The following is a 19621-nucleotide window of genomic DNA, read 5'->3' on the forward strand; positions in this document are numbered from 1 at the left end:
ACATGATAGACATAAATCATGTCAATATGTTATATTAGTACCCGTTAATAGTACAAATTTATAGAGATTAGAGTCGGTATTTTTAATTTTTATACGTTTTAATTTAAAAAGAAAATACGAAGGAGATTATCATGAAAGCTTATAGTTATGTAACTGCTATTGCTGCCACAATGGCATTACTCATATCCATACCCGCCAGTGCCGCGACTATATCTTATGATGGTTGGTCAAAATCAGGTTCTGATACTGTTATTCCAGAATTTACTGTCAGCGATGACTATAGTGGTAAATTTAAGGTCAGTATCAATATAGATAAAGCGAACTCACCTAATGATATGGCTAAAATATCTGGGGTTTATTTTGATCTAGGTAACAGTGTTACTTCTGGGGCTGACATTAGCGGACAATCAGCCGCGTATACTAATTTTGCAACGAATAATAGTAAGATCGGCGGGGTGACTAACTTAAACCTTGGCAATTTTGATACCATTCTGGGTTACAAAGGACAAACAGATGCGACTCTTTCCTTTTTCGTGAGCGATCAGGGAGGGGCATTGTCTCTTAATGACTGGGGACGCGTTGGTGTTCGTTTTCAAAGTGTAGGGGCGAATGGCGAAGGAAGTGATAAAGAGGTCAGTGCCAATAAAACTTATGTGACTAACCAATATGTCACTCCAATTCCTGCAGCCGCTTGGTTGTTTGGTTCTGGTTTAATGGGACTTATCGGGGTAACAAAACGTCGTAAAAAAGCGTAATAAAAACTCATTTCGATGAAAAAAACAGCTCCCTAGGGAGCTGTTTTTTTATGTGTCGTTAAGTATTTTCTACCACAATAGTTGGAAAACGACCGCTAAAATCTTTTGCTTGTAAGGCTAATTTTGCCGCCATTGTACGGGCAATTTTCTGGTAAATTTGCGTCGCACGTCCTTCTGGGTCTGAGACAACCGTCGGTCTACCACTATCTGCAAATTGTCGAATAGTAATATCTAAGGGTAAAGAGCCTAAAAACTCAGTCTTATTTTTCTTCGCCATCATCAAACCACCGCCTTCGCCAAAAATGGCTTCTTCATGCCCACATTCACTGCAAATATGCATACTCATATTTTCAATAATTCCCAAAACAGGCACATTGACTTTTTCAAACATTCCTAAGCCTCGTTGTGCATCAATTAATGCAATATCTTGAGGTGTCGTTACAATGACCGCCGCACTGACAGGAATTTGCTGAGATAAGGTCAGTTGAATATCACCTGTTCCAGGGGGTAGATCAACAATTAAATAATCAATATCCGTCCACTTTGTATCGTTTAATAATTGTTGCAGTGCGTTGGTCACCATTGGGCCACGCCAAATCATAGGCTGATCTTGGTCAATTAAATAACCAATCGAATTAGTTTGAATACCATAACCCACTTTGGGCTGCATCGTTTTACCATCCTCACTTTCAGGATAGCCTGATAACCCCAGCATCATTGGAATACTCGGGCCATAAATATCGGCGTCTAAAATACCAACGCTGGCCCCTTCTGTGGCTAACGCTAACGCTAAATTAACCGACGTGGTTGATTTTCCAACCCCGCCTTTACCCGATGCAACCGCAATAATATTCTTTATATTCGGTAACGGTTTTAATGATTTCTGTACAGAATGGGCGATAACATGGCTATCAACCTCAATTTCAATATTTTTCACCGAAGGCAAGCCCTCTAAATGTTTTTTAAGGGTTGTTTTTAATTCATCAAAATAACTTTTAGCGGGATAGCCTAAGCTCAGTTTGATATGAACCGTTTCGTCCTTAATTTCGATCAACTTAACGGCATTTGCACTCATTAAATCAATTTCAGTATGCGGATCGATAAAGGATTTTAATAAGTTTTCTATATCAGCTTTATTAAAGGTAGACATCATTGCTCCAGAGAGGATGGTAAGGAATATAATAACCTAGTATTTTACTAGGGATATGGGTGCGTTTGCTAATTTTTCAACGACAGAGGCTTGAAGCCTAAGCTATTTAAATTTAAACCTAATTTAAGGTGTTCTAAGCAAGACTCAAACTGAAAACTAAAAAGCATCGTTATCGTTTCTGATAAAATAGCCTATTTGTAGACTTATATTTTAAATTTTTATACTTATGACCACAAGACCAAGTAAAGACTTAGAAGCCTTTGATAACCCTCAATCAGGGCGTGATTATACGATTCGTATCGATATTCCAGAATTTACCTGCTTATGCCCTAAAACGGGACAGCCTGATTTTGCAACCATCACCATTGAATATATTCCAAATACGTTATGTATTGAACTTAAAGCCTTAAAATTATATATGTGGGCGTTTCGAGATAAAGGGGCGTTTCATGAGGCGGTTACAAACGAAATTTTAGATGATTTAGTGGAGGCCATTGATCCCCGATTTATGCAAGTTCGCGCTGAGTTTAATGTTCGTGGCGGACTTTATACCACCGTGATTGTCGAGCATGGCGTTGATAGTCGAAAGTAGACGTTAAGGCATAGAATAAAGGGAGGATTGAATTCAATCATCCCTTTATTTTTATTTTACCCGACTGATTGCATAGGAGGCACTCAGAAAAACCACGGTTCCAGGAAGTAAGGCCACCATAATAGGATTTAAATCATAAACCAAGCCCATGTGATTGATAATTTTATCTAAAATATTAAAGCTCATTCCAATAATAATGCCCGCCATTAACCGCCCGCCCATACTTGATCCTCGTTTTATCCCGATGACGAACGGTGTTGCGACCATTAACATCACAAACGTGACCAGTGGGTTAATGATTCGTCCCCAAAAAGCCGCTTCAAATATTTTTGATTTTTGATTATTTTCTTTCAAAAAATCAATATATTGCGCTAAATCAAATAACGATAAATTATTAGGTTTAACCACAATAATTTTTAATAAATCCGGCGCAATGGATGTTTTCCACATTTTATCCTCTTCATGCGTTGGAATAATCTCATCACCTATGATTTGAGTCCGTTTAATTTGACTTAACTGCCATTGTTCATTGTCCTTAAAAACACCTGTCTCGGCATGAATAACCTGTTCTAATTTTTTCTGGGTATTTAATTGATAAATAGTAATGTCACTTAATTCAGAGTGGGCTTTAACCTCACGAATATTAACAAATTGATTGCCCTCTCTTAACCAGATACCATAACGGGTATGCATAATGACTTTATTGTGTTGCGAGGTGGCTTTTAATAACCGCGCTGAACGCTCTGTTTTAGGGGCGACGAACTCCCCTATACACACCGCCATAATAACCAAGATAAGTCCTGCTAACATAACCGCACGGATAATTCCCATTACGGATAAGCCCGCCGAACGCATCGCAATAATTTCACTATGGTTAGCCATTGTTCCCAAAACAAAGAGACTTCCTAGTAAGGCACCTGAGGGAACCAGTTCGTAAAAAACTCGGGGTGAGGTTAGGGCTAAATATAAAAATATTTCTTTTAAGCCATAGTCGCCTGTTCCCATATCCTTCAGTTCATCACTAAAGGTAAATAAATTAAACAGTGTTAATAATAATATGAGGGCTAAAAATGACCCTTTTAAAACTTCTTTAGCAATATGCCACGTTAAAATAGTCATAATTTACCGCCTGACATTAGCTTTTGTATCATCCATTTTAAGCCATAAAGTCGGACTAATAAAATACCTGTAAAAAAGAGCATTAACGTATAAACCCAAAACTGTCCTATCCAAAAGGGAATGGTTTCCGTTTTTAGCCAGCTGTAATTAACGCGACTAATATTGCCGTAAACAAAGTAGATTAAAAAAGCAAATAACAAGCTTCCATAAACCCCCCCGCGTGGCGATAATTTGGCGAGGGGGACTGCGAGTAAACTTAAGAAGATAACCCCTAACGGAATAGAAAAACGTTTGTGTAATTCAATTTTATCTTCAATTTTTTCAGATATTTCTAGTTTTTCTGAACTCACCGCATCTCGATGATAAAATACGGTGGATGATTTTTTGTCTATTCTTACCGCATATTCATCGAACTGTTCTAAAATAAAATCGGCTTTCCCAGGTGTTCCTTGACTACGTTCACCTTGTGTTAAAATAATATATTTTCCCCCTGGTAAATTACTTAAATAACCGTGTTTGGCATTAATGGTTCCAGATTTTCCATGTTGACGGTTTTGGATAAAAATATTGTGCATTTGCTGGTTGTCGTCAATCTCTTCGGTATAAAAAACTAAATCACCGTGGCTGTATTCACTAAATCGCCCCGCTGAAATTCCTCTAACATCAGCGGTTTCCATATCTTTATTGGTGAGTATCAACATTTTTTCTTCAGCCCAAGGCGCGGCATACAGTGAAAATTGATACGCAATGAGGCTTAACGGAAAAACGAGTAAAAAAACCGCCTTATAAATACGCATGACCCCCCCGCCAGCCGTTGCAATGGCCGCCATTTCTTGGTCTCGATACATGCGGCCTAAGACCATCAGAACGGCCATAAAAATGGAGGCAGGTAAAAAACCTGCAATGGCCACAATTATTTTCAAGCCTAATATATCAAGGGCAGTTTTACCTGAAATCGTCCCGTCTATAGCTAACGCTAATACGTTAATAAATTTACGACTAACAATAATAATAACAATAACCGATAACACCGAGCTTACTGTTTTTAATAAATCCCAAGCAATCATTTTATCCAGTATACTAATAGATGGATAACGAATGATTTTGGGTAGTTTTGTTAAGGCTATCTTCATACAAGTCTCCTTAATACTCATGGGTAGCTCACTAGTTTATAACGTGTTATAACCCCTTTAAGTTAAAATTAACGCTGACAGCTTTTATTTGTCATCTATACTTAAACTTTATATAGTTTAACCTCGAATAATTTTAAACTGTCTGCTTACCCTTTAAAATAACAAAATAACATTAGAAAATTATGGACTATTCTATAGAAATCCTGCCTTTAGACCAACTAGAAACTGATTGCGTTATTGTTGGGGTTTATAAAAATCAACAACTCACGCCTTCTGCAAAAATAGTTGATAACAAGGCGCATCAACTCATTTATAATCTCATTGAACGGGGTGATATTACAGGGAAAAGTGGGGAAACTTTACTTATAAGTGTGGTTCCTGATAGTTCCCTTCAGCGCGTTTTATTGGTCGGCTTAGGGGATGAAAAAAAATTCGATTTAAAATCATATCGCAAAGTCTTAACTGCTGCGATTAAAACCCTTAAAGGCACTCAAATTAAATCGGCGGCATGTACGTTAGCTGAAATTGAAGTCGAGGGCTGTGATTATCAATGGCGTTGCCGACAAATCGTTGAAATATTTAATGATGCCGTTTATCAATTTACTGAAACTAAAAGCATTAAACCGACCGCGATTACCCTATCACATATTCAAATTATCGCTACTGAGAAAAAGAAAGCCGCCGCTAATCAAGGGTTAACCCAAGGGCGAGCGATTGCTAAGGCCGTTTCCTTAACGAAACATCTAGCGGATATGCCGGGCAATCTTTGTACGCCGACGTATTTAGCCGAACAAGCTCAAAAAATGGCCTGTTATTTTACCGATATGACGGTCGATGTGCTGGAAGAGTCTGATTTAGAGGCCTTAAAAATGCACTCTTTTTTAGCCGTTTCGAGAGGCAGTGTACAGCCTGCAAAATTAATTTGCTTAAATTATCAAGGAAGCCATGCACGAGACAAGCCGATTGTTTTTGTCGGGAAAGGGCTTACGTTTGATGCGGGCGGTATTTCATTAAAAGCGGGAGCTGGCATGGATGAAATGAAATATGATATGTGTGGCGGGGCGAGTGTGATTGGAGTCCTGCAAGCCGTCGCAGAAATGAAACTTCCGCTTAATGTTGTCGGTCTTATTCCTGCTTCAGAAAATATGCCCGATGCCGATGCCAATAAACCCGGTGATATTTTAACTAGCATGGCAGGTAAAACTATTGAAGTTTTAAATACCGATGCTGAAGGGCGTTTAATTCTTTGTGACACCTTAACCTATGCTGAAAAATTTAATCCTGAAGTCGTGATTGATTTGGCGACCTTAACGGGAGCGTGCCTTGTTGCATTAGGCCGTGTTCCTAGTGGTTTGTTAGGCAATGATGACGAATTATGTAATGATTTAATTGAAGCCAGTAAAACTGCCTGTGATAGTGTATGGCAATTACCCTTATGGGAAGAGTATCAAGATCAACTCAAATCAAATTTTGCCGATATGGCGAATATTGGGGGACGTGATGCAGGTACCATTACAGCGGCGTGTTTTTTATCCCGATTTACAGAAGATTACCGCTGGGCGCATTTAGATATTGCAGGAACCGCTTGGCGTTCAGGGGCTAATAAAGGCGCGACGGGTCGTCCTGTTCCTTTGTTATCCCAATACTTAATAAATCGTGCGAATGCCGAGGCTTAGCTTTTATATTCTGTCTTCAGATGAGGAACGTCAACGAAGTTTTTTTTGTTGTAAATTAATAGAAAAAGCCTATCGGGAAGGGTATCTTTGCTATCTACTCACGGACTCAGATAACCAAAGTCGAATGCTGGATAACTTATTATGGACGTTTCGCCCGATGAGTTTTATCCCTCATGCCCTGTATTCAGGCCAATTGCCAACGAGTGATGATAGCGTCCTCATCGGTTCATTACCGCCGCCTGATAAGTGGAAAAAAGTCGTTATTAATTTTTCAGCTCAACCCTTACCGCAGTTAGACGGGGTTGAACGCTTGTTAGAAATTGTTGATAATCACCCACAAAGAAAACAAGTCGCTAGAAACCGCTATCGATATTATCGGCAACAAGGATTAAGCATACAGACGTTCCCGATTCAAATTGACTCATAAATAACTGCCTTAACAATACCGTCTCCATAGGCGGTTAAAACGATCAACTTACCCGCTATAAACTGCCTTTACGCTTAAATAATATTATGGAAAAAACATACACCCCCCACTCAATTGAACAACGCTGGTACAGCATTTGGGAAGAAAAAGGTTATTTTGCCGCCAAGGAAGAAGGTGAATCGTATTGCATTATGATTCCTCCACCTAATGTGACGGGCAGTCTCCACATGGGTCATGCCTTTCAAGATATGATTATGGATGCTTTAATTCGTTATCATCGAATGAAAGGCCGTAGTACCTTATGGCAAGTGGGAACGGATCACGCAGGGATTGCAACTCAAATGGTGGTGGAACGGTTATTAGATCAACAGAAAATAACTCGTCATGATTTAGGGCGCGAGAAGTTTATCGAAAAAGTCTGGGAATGGAAAGAGCAATCAGGTAATACCATTACCCAACAATTACGACGTATGGGATCCTCATTAGACTGGTCTCGTGAACGCTTTACGATGGACGACGGCATGTCAGATTCGGTTCAAGATGTGTTCATTCGACTGCATGAAGAAGGCTTAATCTATCGTGGAAAACGCTTAGTTAATTGGGATTGTGTGTTGCATACGGCAGTCTCCGATTTAGAAGTCTTGTCCACTGAAGAACAAGGTTCAATGTGGCACATGCGTTATCCATTGACCAATGGCACGGGTTATTTAGTGGTTGCGACCACCCGCCCAGAAACCATGCTGGGAGATGCCGCCATCGCCATTCATCCTGGTGATGAACGCTATCAACATTTAATTGGCGAATTTGTAAGCATTCCCATTGCAGGTCGGCGTATCCCGATTATAGCGGATGAGTATGTGGATCCTGAATTTGGAACAGGTTGTGTAAAAATAACCCCTGCACATGATTTTAATGATTATGAAGTTTGGTTACGTCATCGTGATAACATCGCCATTTCAGAATTACCGCATGGCGGACTCATCAATATTTTTACGATTGATGCAACGATTCGTAATAATGAAGAAGATGAACATGATCTTATTCCTTTGTTGTATCACGACATGGATCGTTTTGATGCCCGTAAAAAAATTATCGGGGATTTAAAGGCACTCAATTTATTAGACAAAATAGACGCGCATAAACTAATGGTTCCACGGGGTGACCGCTCAGGGGCGATTATAGAACCCTATTTAACCGACCAGTGGTACGTTAAAGTAGAAGCCTTAGCGAAACCTGCGATTGAAGCGGTTGAGAACGGAGACATAAAATTTGTCCCTGATAATTGGAAAAATACGTATTTTGAATGGATGCGTAATATTCAAGACTGGTGTATTTCGCGACAAATTTGGTGGGGACATCGTATCCCCGCTTGGTATGATGATGAGGGTAATATTTATGTGGGAAAAACCGAAGCGGCCATTCGTAAAAAACATGGATTAGCAGCGGATTACCCCTTAAAACAAGATGAGGATGTCTTAGATACTTGGTTTTCATCGGCATTATGGCCTTTTTCAACTCTAGGATGGCCCGAAGAAACCCCTGAATTAGCCAAACATTACCCGACCAGTGTTTTAGTCACAGGCTTTGACATAATTTTCTTCTGGGTCGCCCGAATGATTATGATGGGATTAAAATTTCAAGGTGAAGTCCCGTTTAAAGAAATCTATATTCATGGCCTAGTGCGGGATGCGGAAGGCCAAAAAATGTCTAAAAGCAAAGGTAATGTTTTAGATCCCTTAGATTTAATTGAAGGCATTGAGCTTGAGGCACTGGTCAAAAAACGTATTTCAGGAATGATGCAACCGCATCTGGCTCAAAAAATTGAAAAATCAACCCGCCAACACTTTCCAAAAGGAATCCCTGCTTTTGGAACCGATGCGTTACGATTTACCTTCGCTTCTATGGCCTCAACAGGGCGCGATATTCGCTTTGATTTAGCGCGTGCAGAAGGTTATCGTAATTTTTGTAATAAATTATGGAATGCAGCCCGTTATGTCTTGATGAATACGGAAGGGCATGATGATGGTTTGTCGGATGCGTGTGAATATACTCATATTGATGACTGGATTATCTCCCGCTTAAACGATGTTACGCAGACAACCGCCACCGCACTTGAAACCTATCGCTTTGATTTAGCCGCACAAACCTTGTATGATTTTATCTGGAACGAATACTGTGATTGGTACTTAGAATTAAGTAAAGTTGCGTTGCAATCGGATAATAAAGCCTTACAACGAGGAACCCGAAAAACGTTATTAATCGTTTTAGAAGCGATACTGCGTCTTGCACATCCGCTAATCCCTTTTATTACAGAAGAAATTTGGCAGCGTGTTGCCCCCTTATTAGGCATCACTGAAAACACCATCATGCTACAGCCTTATCCAACGATGGATGAAGCTAAAATTAATGTGACGGCAACCGCAGAAGTTAATTGGGTTATGGATTTTATTTTAGGGGTACGTAGAATTCGTGGAGAAATGAACATTGCGCCTGGTAAACCGTTGCCTATTTTAATTGAAAACAGTTCACCGATCGATCAGGTTTATTTGACCCATAATGAGGCGTATTTAAAACGATTAGGGCGTTTAGAGTCCATTAATTCTGTAAATAATGAGGAAATGATTCCTGAGTCTGCCACGGCATTAGTTGGGGAAATGAAAGTTTTAATTCCTTTAACGGGCTTAATTGATAAAGAAGCGGAATTAGCGCGCCTAAATAAAGAAATACAAAAAATTCAAAAAGATCTCCCTAGAATTATAGGTAAATTAAATAATCCAAAATTTATTGATAAAGCCCCTCAAGATGTGATTGATAAGGAAAAAGCTAAATTATTAGCCTTGAAATCTTCATTGAAAAACCTTGAGCAACAACTTAAAAAAATTGAAATGTTGTAAAGACTAAGTCTTGGATTAAAATTTTTTGTCGCATTTATAGACTACCTGCATAGGGTGGTGTTAATTCACCCTATGTCCTATTGCTAATTTTTGGATAGGATACACCCCATTTCTTAAAAAAATTATCTAATTTGATTTAACGATAAACTCTAAAATTTTTATGGCTGCAATAAAAACTCAACTCCCCTTACAAGGATTAGCAAAATGCCTTATTGATCATTCGATTTTGAATGAAGTAGATATGCGTAAAGCAATGGAAGAGTCACATCGAGAACATACTCCGTTGCTGGTTTATTTAGTTGATAAAAAATTAGTTGATCCTGAAGTCGTTGCCAATATTTCATCCCTTGAATTTAGAATTCCACTGTTGGATTTAAATTCAATTGATTTAACCGAAATTCCCCTTGATTTAGTCGGATTAAAACTGATTGAACAGCATCATGTTTTGCCGATTTTTAAGCGGGGCAATAAAGTTTTTATTGCAACTTCAGACCCTGCGGATCCCACCGCCTTAGGGGAAATAAAATTTAATAGCCGTCTTAATACCGAAGCTATTTTAGTTGAAGAAAATAAATTGAGTAAAGGGATTGATGCGGTCTTGGATGCCGCAGACACCTCAATGGATAACCTAGATGATGATTTAGGAAATCTTGAATTTTCAGATACGGATGAAGAGGATAGTGGGGGAGCTATTACCGCAGGGGCCGATGATGCCCCCATTGTAAAATTTGTTAATAAAGTTTTATTAGATGGGATTAAACGCGGGGTTTCGGATTTACATTTTGAATCGTATGAAAAATTTTTCAGAATTCGTTTTAGAGGCGATGGCATTCTCTATGAGTACGCAAGGCCGCCTGTTAATATTGCCCATCGACTTGTTTCCCGAATAAAAGTGATGTCCAAAATGGATATTGCGGAGCGTCGTGTTCCTCAAGATGGACGTATCAAATTAAAATTATCCAAGACTAAAGCCATTGATTTTCGGGTTAACACCTGTCCGACCTTATTTGGTGAAAAAGTCGTTATGCGGATTTTAGATTCCAGTAATGCTCAAATGGGGATTGAAAAGTTAGGCTTTGAACCCGAACAACAGCGAGTATTTACCCATGCGATTAATAGACCCTATGGCATGGTTTTAGTTACCGGTCCGACAGGAAGTGGTAAAACGGTTTCCTTGTATACGGGGCTGAATATGATTAATAAAGTCGGAACGAATATTTCAACAGCGGAAGACCCTGTTGAAATTACCGTTGATGGCATTAATCAGGTCAATGTCAATGCGAAAGCGGGTCTCACGTTTGCTTCCGCCTTAAAAGCATTTTTACGTCAAGATCCTGATATTATCATGGTCGGTGAGATTCGTGATTTAGAAACTGCGAGTATTGCGGTGAAAGCCGCACAAACGGGTCACTTAGTGTTATCAACGCTGCATACTAATGATGCACCTCAAACTATTAACCGTTTAATGCAAATGGGAATTGAACCCTTTAACATTGTATCCGCGGTAAACTTGGTGATGGCGCAACGGTTAGCCCGACGATTATGCGCGCATTGCAAAGCACCTGGGGATTATCCTGACGACATTTTAATTAAATATGGCTTTGATGCCGATGAGCTGGATGACCTTGTTATATATAAGGCTGTAGGCTGTGATCTATGTAATAATGGCTATAAAGGGCGAGTTGGGATGTATCAAGTCATGCCCTTAACTGAAAAATTAAAATCTTTGATTCTTGCAGGGGGAAATGCAATGGAGCTTGCAACCCTGTCTAAAAAAGAAGGGGTTAATGATTTAAGAGCATCAGGATTAGAAAAAGTTAGGCAAGGAATCACCACTATCGAAGAAGTTGACCGTGTAACTGAGGAATAAGATTATGGCAGAAGATGAACCCATTGACTTTGTTTATAAAGGCAAAGACAAAAAAGGCGCGGCAGTAAAGGGAGATATTACGGCGATTAGTGAAGCCGCTGCAAAAATGGAATTGCGAAAATTAGGGGTTCGTGTTTTAACCCTTAAGAAAAAACCTAAAAGTATATTCTCTGCCGCCAAAGGGAAACCGATTGAAACCAAAGATATTTGTATTTTTGCACGGCAATTAGAAACCATGCTTAATGCAGGGGTTCCCCTCGTTCAATCTTTTGATATTATTGGTAAAGGAAATAGTAATCCCAATATTACGGATATGGTTTTAGGGATTAAAGCCGATGTAGAGGCGGGTGATACCTTAGGGCAAGCCTTGAAAAAAAGACCGCTTTATTTTGATGATTTATTTTGCAATTTAGTGGAAGCAGGCGAGCAGGCGGGTGTATTAGAAGGCTTGTTAGGTAAAATTGCAACCTACAAAGAAAAGTCTGAAGCGATGCGGGCAAAAGTAAAAAAAGCCTTAAGTTACCCCATTGCGGTCTTGGTGGTCTCCTTTGTTGTAACCGCCATTTTATTAATCTTTGTGGTGCCTGTTTTTGATGATTTATTTAAAGGATTTGGCGCAGAATTGCCCGCCTTTACACAGATGGTTGTCAAAATGTCAGAATGGATGCAAGCCAATTGGTGGATGGTGGTTGGCGGAATTTATGGGTTCATGAAAGGCTATGGCTATGTGTTTAAACGATCCGTTGCCTTTCGCCAAGGGATAGATCGGCTTAAGTTAAAAATTCCCATTGTTGGTGATATTACCTATATGTCGGGGGTTGCCCGTTTTGCAAGAACCTTAGCCACTATGTCAGCAGCGGGTGTTCCTTTAATTGAAGCACTCGATTCTGTCGCAGGGGCCTGTGGCAATATTGTTTTTTATGAAGCCGTAAAAGGAATGCAGGCCGATGTCGAAGAAGGGGAATCGCTAAAATTTTCGATGGTCAAAGCGGATATATTTCCTCACATGGCGGTTCAAATGGTGGCTATTGGTGAGGAATCGGGAGCTATTGATAAGATGTTGGATAAAGTGGCGGATAGTTATGAAGCTGAGGTTGATGATTTAGTTGATAACTTAAGTAGCTTGATGGAACCCATTATTATGGTTGTATTAGGAACTCTGGTTGGGGGATTAGTCGTCGCCATGTATTTACCTATTTTTGCAATGGGCGATGCCGTTTCGTAAAAACGAATAACGATATTCTCCTATTTTTTACTTAAAATAAATTTTGATAGTCCCCTTTTATTTAAAGCCGATACACTCTATTCAATCAAGACAGTATTATGCAATTTTCCAACTTTTTTTTATCCTTCCCTTTATTTTTTATTTTCGTGATTGCCGCTTTAGGGCTTCTCATTGGAAGTTTTCTTAATGTCGTTATTTATCGACTCCCTATTATTATGGAGCGTGAATGGCGACAAGAATGTAAAGAATACTTAGAGCTTGAATATGATGAAGGTGGGGATGATAAAATATTTAACTTAGTTTTCCCCCTATCTCATTGTCCGAGCTGTAAAGCCCCGATAAAACCGTATCAAAATATTCCTGTTATCAGTTATCTACTGTTAAAAGGGCGATGTGGTCAATGTGAAACCTCTATTTCTTTGCGGTACCCATTCATAGAGGCGTTAACTGGAATTTTATCAGCCGTTGCGGCGAATCATTTTGGCTATGGAATTGAACTCGTTTTTGCATTACTGTTAACGTGGTGCTTAATTGTCCTAAGTTTTATTGATATAGATACACAGCTCTTACCCGACTCTATTACATTACCGATGCTATGGTTAGGGTTACTTTTAAATACGTTTTCCTTATTTACCCCCACCGAAACCAGTATTATTGGTGCTATTGCGGGTTATTTAAGTCTTTGGACTGTTTACCAATTATTTAAATTAGTGACGGGAAAAGAAGGGATGGGTTATGGTGATTTTAAACTACTTGCTCTCTTTGGGGCTTGGTTAGGGTGGCAATATCTCCCTGTTATTGTTTTATTATCCTCGTTAGTTGGGGCTGTAGCGGGTATTTTGATGATGATATTTACACGTCATAACCACAACAGTCCGATTCCTTTTGGGCCTTATTTAGCAACGGCAGGTTGGTTGGCCCTTATTTGGGGCGAAGATATTAATCAATTTTATTTAGCGACAATAGGGTTATAGTGATGCTGACCATTGGGTTAACGGGTGGTATAGGAAGTGGAAAATCAACGGTAAGTGCTTTATTTGAAGGGTTCAATGTTCCTGTTATTGATGCCGATATTATTGCACATCAACTGGTTTCAAAAGGACAGCCGACTCTAAAAATTTTAGCGCAAACATTTGGGACTGAAATAATCAATGTGGACAACGCTTTAAATAGAGCCCGACTGAAACAAATTATTTTTTCTAACGCTCAAAAAAAAAAACAATTGGAAAACATTTTACACCCTTTAATTTATCAACAAATAGAGCGGCAACAACAACGACTTAAAGCCGCTTATTGTATAATTAGCATTCCGTTGCTTATCGAAACGGCTAAAACAGAGTTTATTGATCGAATTTTAGTCGTTGATTGTGCTTTAGAGATACAAATTGCACGGATAAAACAACGTGATAAATTAAACGATGTAGACATTGATGCCATTATTGCCAGTCAAGCGTCACGTGAAGAACGACTAGCGGTCGCTGATGATGTTATTGATAATTCAACAAGGACTTTGCAACTGAGACCTCAAGTTGAAAAGTTACATACGTTATATCTTTTATTAAGTTCAACTCAGGACACCCTTATTTGTGAATAATCAAACTAGCTATGAATTCCCTCTGAATGAGCGAATTCGAGTGTTTATGCGTCTAGAACAACTTTTTATCGAGCTTAAGCATTTTTTAATGGGAGATTCTGTTCTTGATAAACGTGCTGTTATGGGAACATTGCTCAGTATATCAATGATTTTTAGCCGTAATAATATCAAATCAGAATTGCTTAAAGAAACCGAGCGTTTACTTAATGTTTTGAAAAAAATGGGGGATAATTCAGAGATTGACGCGGATAAACTAGACGATATTTTAACGAAGTTGAATGCGTCAAAAAGCCTTCTTCATACGTACAACGAAAAAATTGGAGCCTCCTTAGCTAAAAATTATTTATTTCAAAGTTTTTCTCAGCGCGGAGCCATTCCAGGAGGGACTTGCTCGTTTGACTTGCCCGCGTATCATTATTGGCTGGCTCAGGATGAAGAAAAGCAATCACGAGAAGTTAAAGAATGGACAAAACCTTTTCTTGATATGTATCAAGGGATTGAATTAATTCTTAATTTAATTAGAGACAGTGGCGAGCCTCAAGACGAATTGGCAAAAAAAGGTTTTTTTCAATTAACACTAAGAAATCATGAAATATGCCAGTTATTACGGGTACAGATTCCACAAACAAGTCCTTGTTTTGCTGAAATCAGTGGCGGTCGTCATCGTTTTACCGTTCGTTTTATGAAGGCGGCACTCGAAGGTAAGCGACCTGCACAAAGCATTGTGGATATGCCGTTCTCTCTCAGTTGTTGTTATCGCTAAAAAAATAGAAAATCAAAGGATGAGAAGGGAGGTTATTTGATAATAACCATGTTATTTTTATTGATTAACGCATCATCATCCGCATAGCCTAAAATTTTCTCAAATTCTTGACTTCGTAGGCCGATAATTTTTAAGGTTTCAGGGGCATTATAATTGATTAGGCCCCGAGCAATTTCTTTTCCGTGAGTATCAATACATGAAATTAAATCCCCGCGTTTAAATTCGCCTGATGCGGTGATCACATGCGTTGCCAGTAAATTTTTAGAGGCTCTAAGCCTATTTACCGCCTCATCCTTTAATTTTAAGGTGCCTGCTAAGGGGAGTTGATCGGTTAACCAGTGTTTTCTAGCCACTAAGGGAGCAAGCGTCGGCATTAAATAAGTCCCTAAACCTTCTCCGTTAACGATTTTACTAATAACGCCTTCAATCTCACCCGATACGATCACCGTTGCTGTTCCTGATCGGGAGGCTAAACGTGCCGCGCTAACCTTGGTAAACATTCCCCCGCGTCCCAAGCCACTATGGCTTTCACCCGCAACCTCATCCAATAAATGATCATTGACATCGGCTTGTTCAATTAAGATGGCTTCTGGATTGATGGAGGGATCGGCATCAAATAATCCTTGCTGATCCGTTAAAATAATTAATAAATCCGCTTCAACTAAATTAGCCACTAATGCGGCTAAGGTATCATTATCCCCAAAACGAATTTCATCGGTCGCGACGGTATCATTTTCATTAATAACGGGAATAGTTTGAAAGTCTAATAAGGCTAATAAGGTATTTCGCGCATTAAGGTAGCGTTTTCGATCCGATAAATCATCATGGGTTAATAAAATTTGAGCGGTATGAAGTGCGTGCTTTTGAAATTTATTTTCAAAAATACGCACTAAGCCCATTTGTCCCACAGCCGCTGCGGCTTGCAATTCATGTAATTTTTTGGGCCGTTGTTTAAGTTTCAAACGCGCCATACCTTCTGCAACCGCCCCCGAGGAGACTAAGATGATGTCTTTACCTTGTAGCTTAAGTTGAGTCATTTGTTCAACCCAAGCGGTAATCGCGGGTTTATTTAAACCTTGACCGCCTGCCGTTAACAATGAACTGCCTATTTTAACGACAATGCGCTTTGCATTCGTAAACTCACTCCTGCTCATTGTCTGCTTGTCGTTGCTGATCTAAAAAATCCATAATGGCAAACATCAATTCGCGCGTTCCTTTTTTGCTGATCGCGGCAATTTGAAAGACGCGGTCTTGCCATTGAAGTTCATCAATAATCGCTTGGCAATGTGTGGCTAATTCGTCCTCTAAAACTAAATCGGTTTTATTTAAGACTAACCAACGTGGTTTTTCATCTAATCCATGTCCCCATTTTTCAAGTTCATGAATAATTTTTTTAGCCGATTCAACGGGGGTTTCATCGCTTCCATAGGGTTTAATATCAACCACATGAAGTAATAAGCCTGTGCGAGATAAATGTTTAAGAAATTGTAAACCTAAGCCCGCGCCTTCTGCCGCTCCCTCAATCACCCCTGGAATATCCGCTAAAACAAAACTGCGTAAATCATCAACTTTAACCACACCCAAGTTCGGGTTTAACGTGGTAAAAGGATAATCAGCCACTTTTGGGGTTGCCGCTGAAACCGAACGAATTAAACTGGATTTTCCTGCATTCGGGAGGCCCAATAAGCCGACATCCGCAATCACCATTAATTCCAAACGCAATGAACGCCGTTCGCCTAAAGAGCCTTTACTAAACTGCTGAGGGGTTCGGTTGACACTGCTTTTAAAGCGGGTATTGCCTAAGCCATGAAAGCCGCCTTTAGCCACTAACAAGGTTTCCCCAGCAACGGTTAAATCACCAATTTTTTCCCCCGTACTGCCTTCATAAACTAAGGTACCAGGAGGAACGGCAATGTAAGTATCTTTACCTTTGTGACCCGTACAATTACGCCCCATCCCATTTTGGCCGCGTTGCGCTCGATGAGTGGAGTGAAAACGAAAGGCGACTAAGGTATTTACATTTTCTTTAGCGATTAAATAAATAGAACCGCCATCACCGCCATCACCGCCATCAGGTCCCCCCATGGGTATATATTTTTCACGTCGAAAGGTGGCAATACCATTACCGCCATCACCCGCTTCAACTCGAATTTCCGCTTCATCAATAAATTTCACAGGGTTACTCTCTTGTTTTCATAAAGGACAAACAAAAAAGCCCCGTCATAAGGACGAGGCTTTTTTTTAAATTGACAGGCCACTTAAAATTAAGTGACTTAAGAAAATTTAAGCAGCAACAATGCTGACGAACTTGCGATTTTTAGCCCCTTTCGTTTGAAAGAGAACCTTACCTGTTGCGGTTGCAAATAAGGTATGGTCTTTGCCAATCCCTACATTATCGCCAGCATGGAAACGTGTTCCACGTTGACGAACAATAATGCTTCCCGCTGGAACGGTTTCGCCGCCATAACGCTTAACACCTAAGCGTTTGGAATTGGAATCACGACCATTTCGGGTACTACCACCCGCTTTCTTATGAGCCATTGTAAATACTCCTTAGGAATTTAAGCAGAAATGCCAGTAATTTGGACTTCTGTATAATATTGACGATGCCCCATTTGTTTCATATGGTGCTTACGTCGTTTAAATTTAATAATTTTTACTTTTTTATGGCGACCTTGAGAAGTGACCGTTGCTGAGACTTTACCGCCATCAACAAAAGGCTGTCCGATTTTAACATCGCTGCCTTCGCCAATCATTAAGACTTTGTCGAACTCGATGCTGTCGCCTTCTCCAAGTTCTAGTTTTTCTATTTTTAGGGTAGCACCTTCTTTGACTCGGTACTGTTTACCACCTGTTTGAATTACCGCATACATCAGCGTCAGCTCCATCAAGCATTAATATCTGTTTAAGTGAACAGAGCATTATATTTTTAAAATTGATTGCCGTCAAACTCTAAATTAATCAATCAATTAAGCTAAGGTTAAAATACATTATCAAAATTATTGACACCACCCTGTTTTATTCAATAGCATGGCGGTTTATTTTAAGCAATCGACTTTCCGCAAATGGCCTCACAAAACTCTTTAGAAGCACCAACTCCCATTGATTTTACTGCGATTAAAAATTTAACGCATAAGGAAGCACAAGCCGTTGATCAACTCATTTTAGATGAACTTAAGTCTGAGGTTGAATTAATTAATAAAATTGGGCATTACATTATTGGTAATGGGGGGAAACGTTTACGCCCGATGGTGTTACTTTTAGCCTCGAAAGCCTTAAATGAAACCAATGAACATCATATTACGCTTGCGACGGTTATTGAATTTTTACATACCGCCACCTTATTACATGATGATGTGATTGATGAGTCCAGTATGCGTCGAGGGAAAGAATCGGCGAATGCGGTTTGGGGAAATTCGGCCAGTGTTTTGGTGGGTGATTTTCTTTATTCAAATGCGTTTCACATGATGATTCGTACCCGTAATTTTCAGGTGATGGAAATTGTTTCTCAAACAACCAGTGAGTTAACTGAGGGGGAAATTTTACAGTTACTTAATTGCCATAATCCGAATACAACCGAGGCGCAATATCTGGCGGTTATTATTCGTAAAACGGCAATTTTATTTAAAGCAGCGGCAAGACTTGCGGCAATTATGTCGAATGCAACGGAAGAAGAAACGCAAGGACTGATGAATTATGGGCAACATTTAGGCATTGCTTTTCAGTTAATTGACGATGCGTTAGATTATACGGCCAGTAGTTCTGAAGATTTAGGTAAAAATTTAGGCGATGATTTGGCGGAAGGAAAGCCAACCTTGCCCTTAATTTATGCGATGAAACAAGCCTCTAATGAAAATGCTCAGATTATTCGTAATGCAATTAAAAATGGGTCGCGTGATTCATTTCAAGAGGTTTATGAGGTGGTTAAAAGTACACAGGCCATTGATGATACTTTGCAGCGTGCTGATAATGAGGCGGACAAAGCAATTGCCGCATTGGCTATTTTAAAGGATTCTATTTATAAAAATGCCTTGGTATCCTTAGCTAAATTTGCCGTACAGCGTGATTACTAATGAAATGATTGTTTCTCTATTTTCACTATGATAGGGTACGACTCAAGTCTTTAATGGATTTAATTTATTTTTTTAATAACCTAAGGATAAGATGATGGCAGAATGGCGTAAAGTAGCAAAAGCATTTGCTTTGGAAAGTGGACATATTAGCCAAAAAGAAGTGACTGTTTTAAGAGAACAAATTTTTGCAGAAAACCATGTTTCTAAAAGTGAATTAGATTTTTTAAAAGAAATTAAAGAGGAAGCGGAAAGTTCTGTTCAATTGTTAGATGAGTTAATTAGTGATTGTGAAGCGGCTATTAAAAACTAAAAATTGAATAACATTCGAAATTTTTGGGTGGGTTGAGGTT

At 39.4% G+C, this 19621-nt stretch carries 19 protein-coding genes; 12 read left to right on the forward strand and 7 right to left on the reverse strand.

What is annotated here, in order from left to right:
* Positions 1–170 precede the first annotated feature (170 nt).
* Complete coding sequence (locus Q9M50_05265) at positions 171–755, forward strand: VPLPA-CTERM sorting domain-containing protein (GenBank protein ID MDQ7090038.1); 585 nt, start codon at positions 171–173, stop codon at positions 753–755.
* Between the two features lie 58 nt (positions 756–813).
* Here Q9M50_05265 and apbC read toward each other — a convergent pair whose 3' ends face one another.
* Positions 814–1905 carry an iron-sulfur cluster carrier protein ApbC gene (gene apbC, locus Q9M50_05270; GenBank protein ID MDQ7090039.1) on the reverse strand — a complete coding sequence of 364 codons (1092 nt, stop codon included), beginning with the start codon at positions 1903–1905 and terminating at the stop codon, positions 814–816.
* 226 nt (positions 1906–2131) lie between these two features.
* On the opposite strand from apbC, the gene queF reads away from it, so the two are divergent.
* Complete coding sequence (gene queF / locus Q9M50_05275) at positions 2132–2497, forward strand: preQ(1) synthase (GenBank protein MDQ7090040.1); 366 nt, start codon at positions 2132–2134, stop codon at positions 2495–2497.
* Positions 2498–2548: 51 nt separating this feature from the next.
* Here queF and lptG read toward each other — a convergent pair whose 3' ends face one another.
* A complete protein-coding gene (gene lptG, locus Q9M50_05280; protein MDQ7090041.1) occupies positions 2549–3616 on the reverse strand; it encodes an LPS export ABC transporter permease LptG in 1068 nt (355 codons plus the stop codon).
* Positions 3613–4749, reverse strand: a complete 1137-nt coding sequence (lptF, locus tag Q9M50_05285) for an LPS export ABC transporter permease LptF (protein MDQ7090042.1) — start codon at positions 4747–4749, stop codon at positions 3613–3615. Before lptF ends, lptG begins: the two co-directional genes overlap by 4 nt.
* Positions 4750–4931: 182 nt before the next feature.
* Between lptF and Q9M50_05290 the strand changes: the two genes are divergently transcribed.
* The 8 genes from Q9M50_05290 (at position 4932) to zapD (ending at position 15198) form a co-directional block, all read left to right on the forward strand.
* On the forward strand, positions 4932–6425 hold the full coding sequence (locus Q9M50_05290; GenBank protein MDQ7090043.1) for a leucyl aminopeptidase: 1494 nt from the start codon (positions 4932–4934) through the stop codon (positions 6423–6425).
* Complete coding sequence (locus tag Q9M50_05295) at positions 6412–6852, forward strand: DNA polymerase III subunit chi (protein MDQ7090044.1); 441 nt, start codon at positions 6412–6414, stop codon at positions 6850–6852. The genes Q9M50_05290 and Q9M50_05295 overlap by 14 nt, the downstream gene beginning before the upstream one ends.
* Before the next feature lie 86 nt (positions 6853–6938).
* Entirely contained in the window at positions 6939–9746 is a 2808-nt protein-coding gene (locus Q9M50_05300; GenBank protein MDQ7090045.1) for a valine--tRNA ligase, read from the forward strand.
* A gap of 160 nt (positions 9747–9906) precedes the next feature.
* A complete protein-coding gene (gene pilB / locus Q9M50_05305; GenBank protein MDQ7090046.1) occupies positions 9907–11616 on the forward strand; it encodes a type IV-A pilus assembly ATPase PilB in 1710 nt (569 codons plus the stop codon).
* Positions 11617–11620: 4 nt separating this feature from the next.
* Positions 11621–12841, forward strand: a complete 1221-nt coding sequence (locus Q9M50_05310; protein ID MDQ7090047.1) for a type II secretion system F family protein — start codon at positions 11621–11623, stop codon at positions 12839–12841.
* A gap of 98 nt (positions 12842–12939) precedes the next feature.
* Positions 12940–13815: an A24 family peptidase gene (locus Q9M50_05315; GenBank protein ID MDQ7090048.1), complete on the forward strand. Its 876-nt coding sequence runs from the start codon at positions 12940–12942 to the stop codon at positions 13813–13815.
* Between the two features lie 2 nt (positions 13816–13817).
* Positions 13818–14435: a dephospho-CoA kinase gene (gene coaE, locus Q9M50_05320; protein MDQ7090049.1), complete on the forward strand. Its 618-nt coding sequence runs from the start codon at positions 13818–13820 to the stop codon at positions 14433–14435.
* Positions 14428–15198 carry a cell division protein ZapD gene (gene zapD, locus Q9M50_05325; protein ID MDQ7090050.1) on the forward strand — a complete coding sequence of 257 codons (771 nt, stop codon included), beginning with the start codon at positions 14428–14430 and terminating at the stop codon, positions 15196–15198. The genes coaE and zapD overlap by 8 nt, the downstream gene beginning before the upstream one ends.
* Before the next feature lie 32 nt (positions 15199–15230).
* On the opposite strand, the gene proB is transcribed toward zapD, so the two are convergent.
* The 4 genes from proB to rplU form a co-directional block, all read right to left on the reverse strand.
* Positions 15231–16352, reverse strand: a complete 1122-nt coding sequence (gene proB / locus Q9M50_05330) for a glutamate 5-kinase (protein MDQ7090051.1) — start codon at positions 16350–16352, stop codon at positions 15231–15233.
* On the reverse strand, positions 16339–17373 hold the full coding sequence (obgE, locus tag Q9M50_05335; GenBank protein ID MDQ7090052.1) for a GTPase ObgE: 1035 nt from the start codon (positions 17371–17373) through the stop codon (positions 16339–16341). The genes proB and obgE overlap by 14 nt, the downstream gene beginning before the upstream one ends.
* 108 nt (positions 17374–17481) lie before the next feature.
* Positions 17482–17739 carry a 50S ribosomal protein L27 gene (rpmA, locus tag Q9M50_05340; protein MDQ7090053.1) on the reverse strand — a complete coding sequence of 86 codons (258 nt, stop codon included), beginning with the start codon at positions 17737–17739 and terminating at the stop codon, positions 17482–17484.
* Between the two features lie 20 nt (positions 17740–17759).
* Positions 17760–18071: a 50S ribosomal protein L21 gene (rplU, locus tag Q9M50_05345; protein MDQ7090054.1), complete on the reverse strand. Its 312-nt coding sequence runs from the start codon at positions 18069–18071 to the stop codon at positions 17760–17762.
* A gap of 192 nt (positions 18072–18263) precedes the next feature.
* Here rplU and Q9M50_05350 point away from each other — a divergent pair, with 192 nt between their 5' ends.
* Positions 18264–19271 (forward strand): polyprenyl synthetase family protein, encoded by a 1008-nt coding sequence (locus tag Q9M50_05350; protein MDQ7090055.1) that lies wholly within the window; start codon positions 18264–18266, stop codon positions 19269–19271.
* A 94-nt stretch (positions 19272–19365) separates the two neighbouring features.
* On the forward strand, positions 19366–19581 hold the full coding sequence (locus tag Q9M50_05355) for a hypothetical protein (protein ID MDQ7090056.1): 216 nt from the start codon (positions 19366–19368) through the stop codon (positions 19579–19581).
* The last annotated feature ends 40 nt before the right edge of the window (positions 19582–19621 follow it).

The sequence above is a fragment of the Methylococcales bacterium genome, from assembly GCA_030949405.1.
Taxonomy (GTDB): Bacteria; Pseudomonadota; Gammaproteobacteria; order Methylococcales; family Methylomonadaceae; genus WTBX01.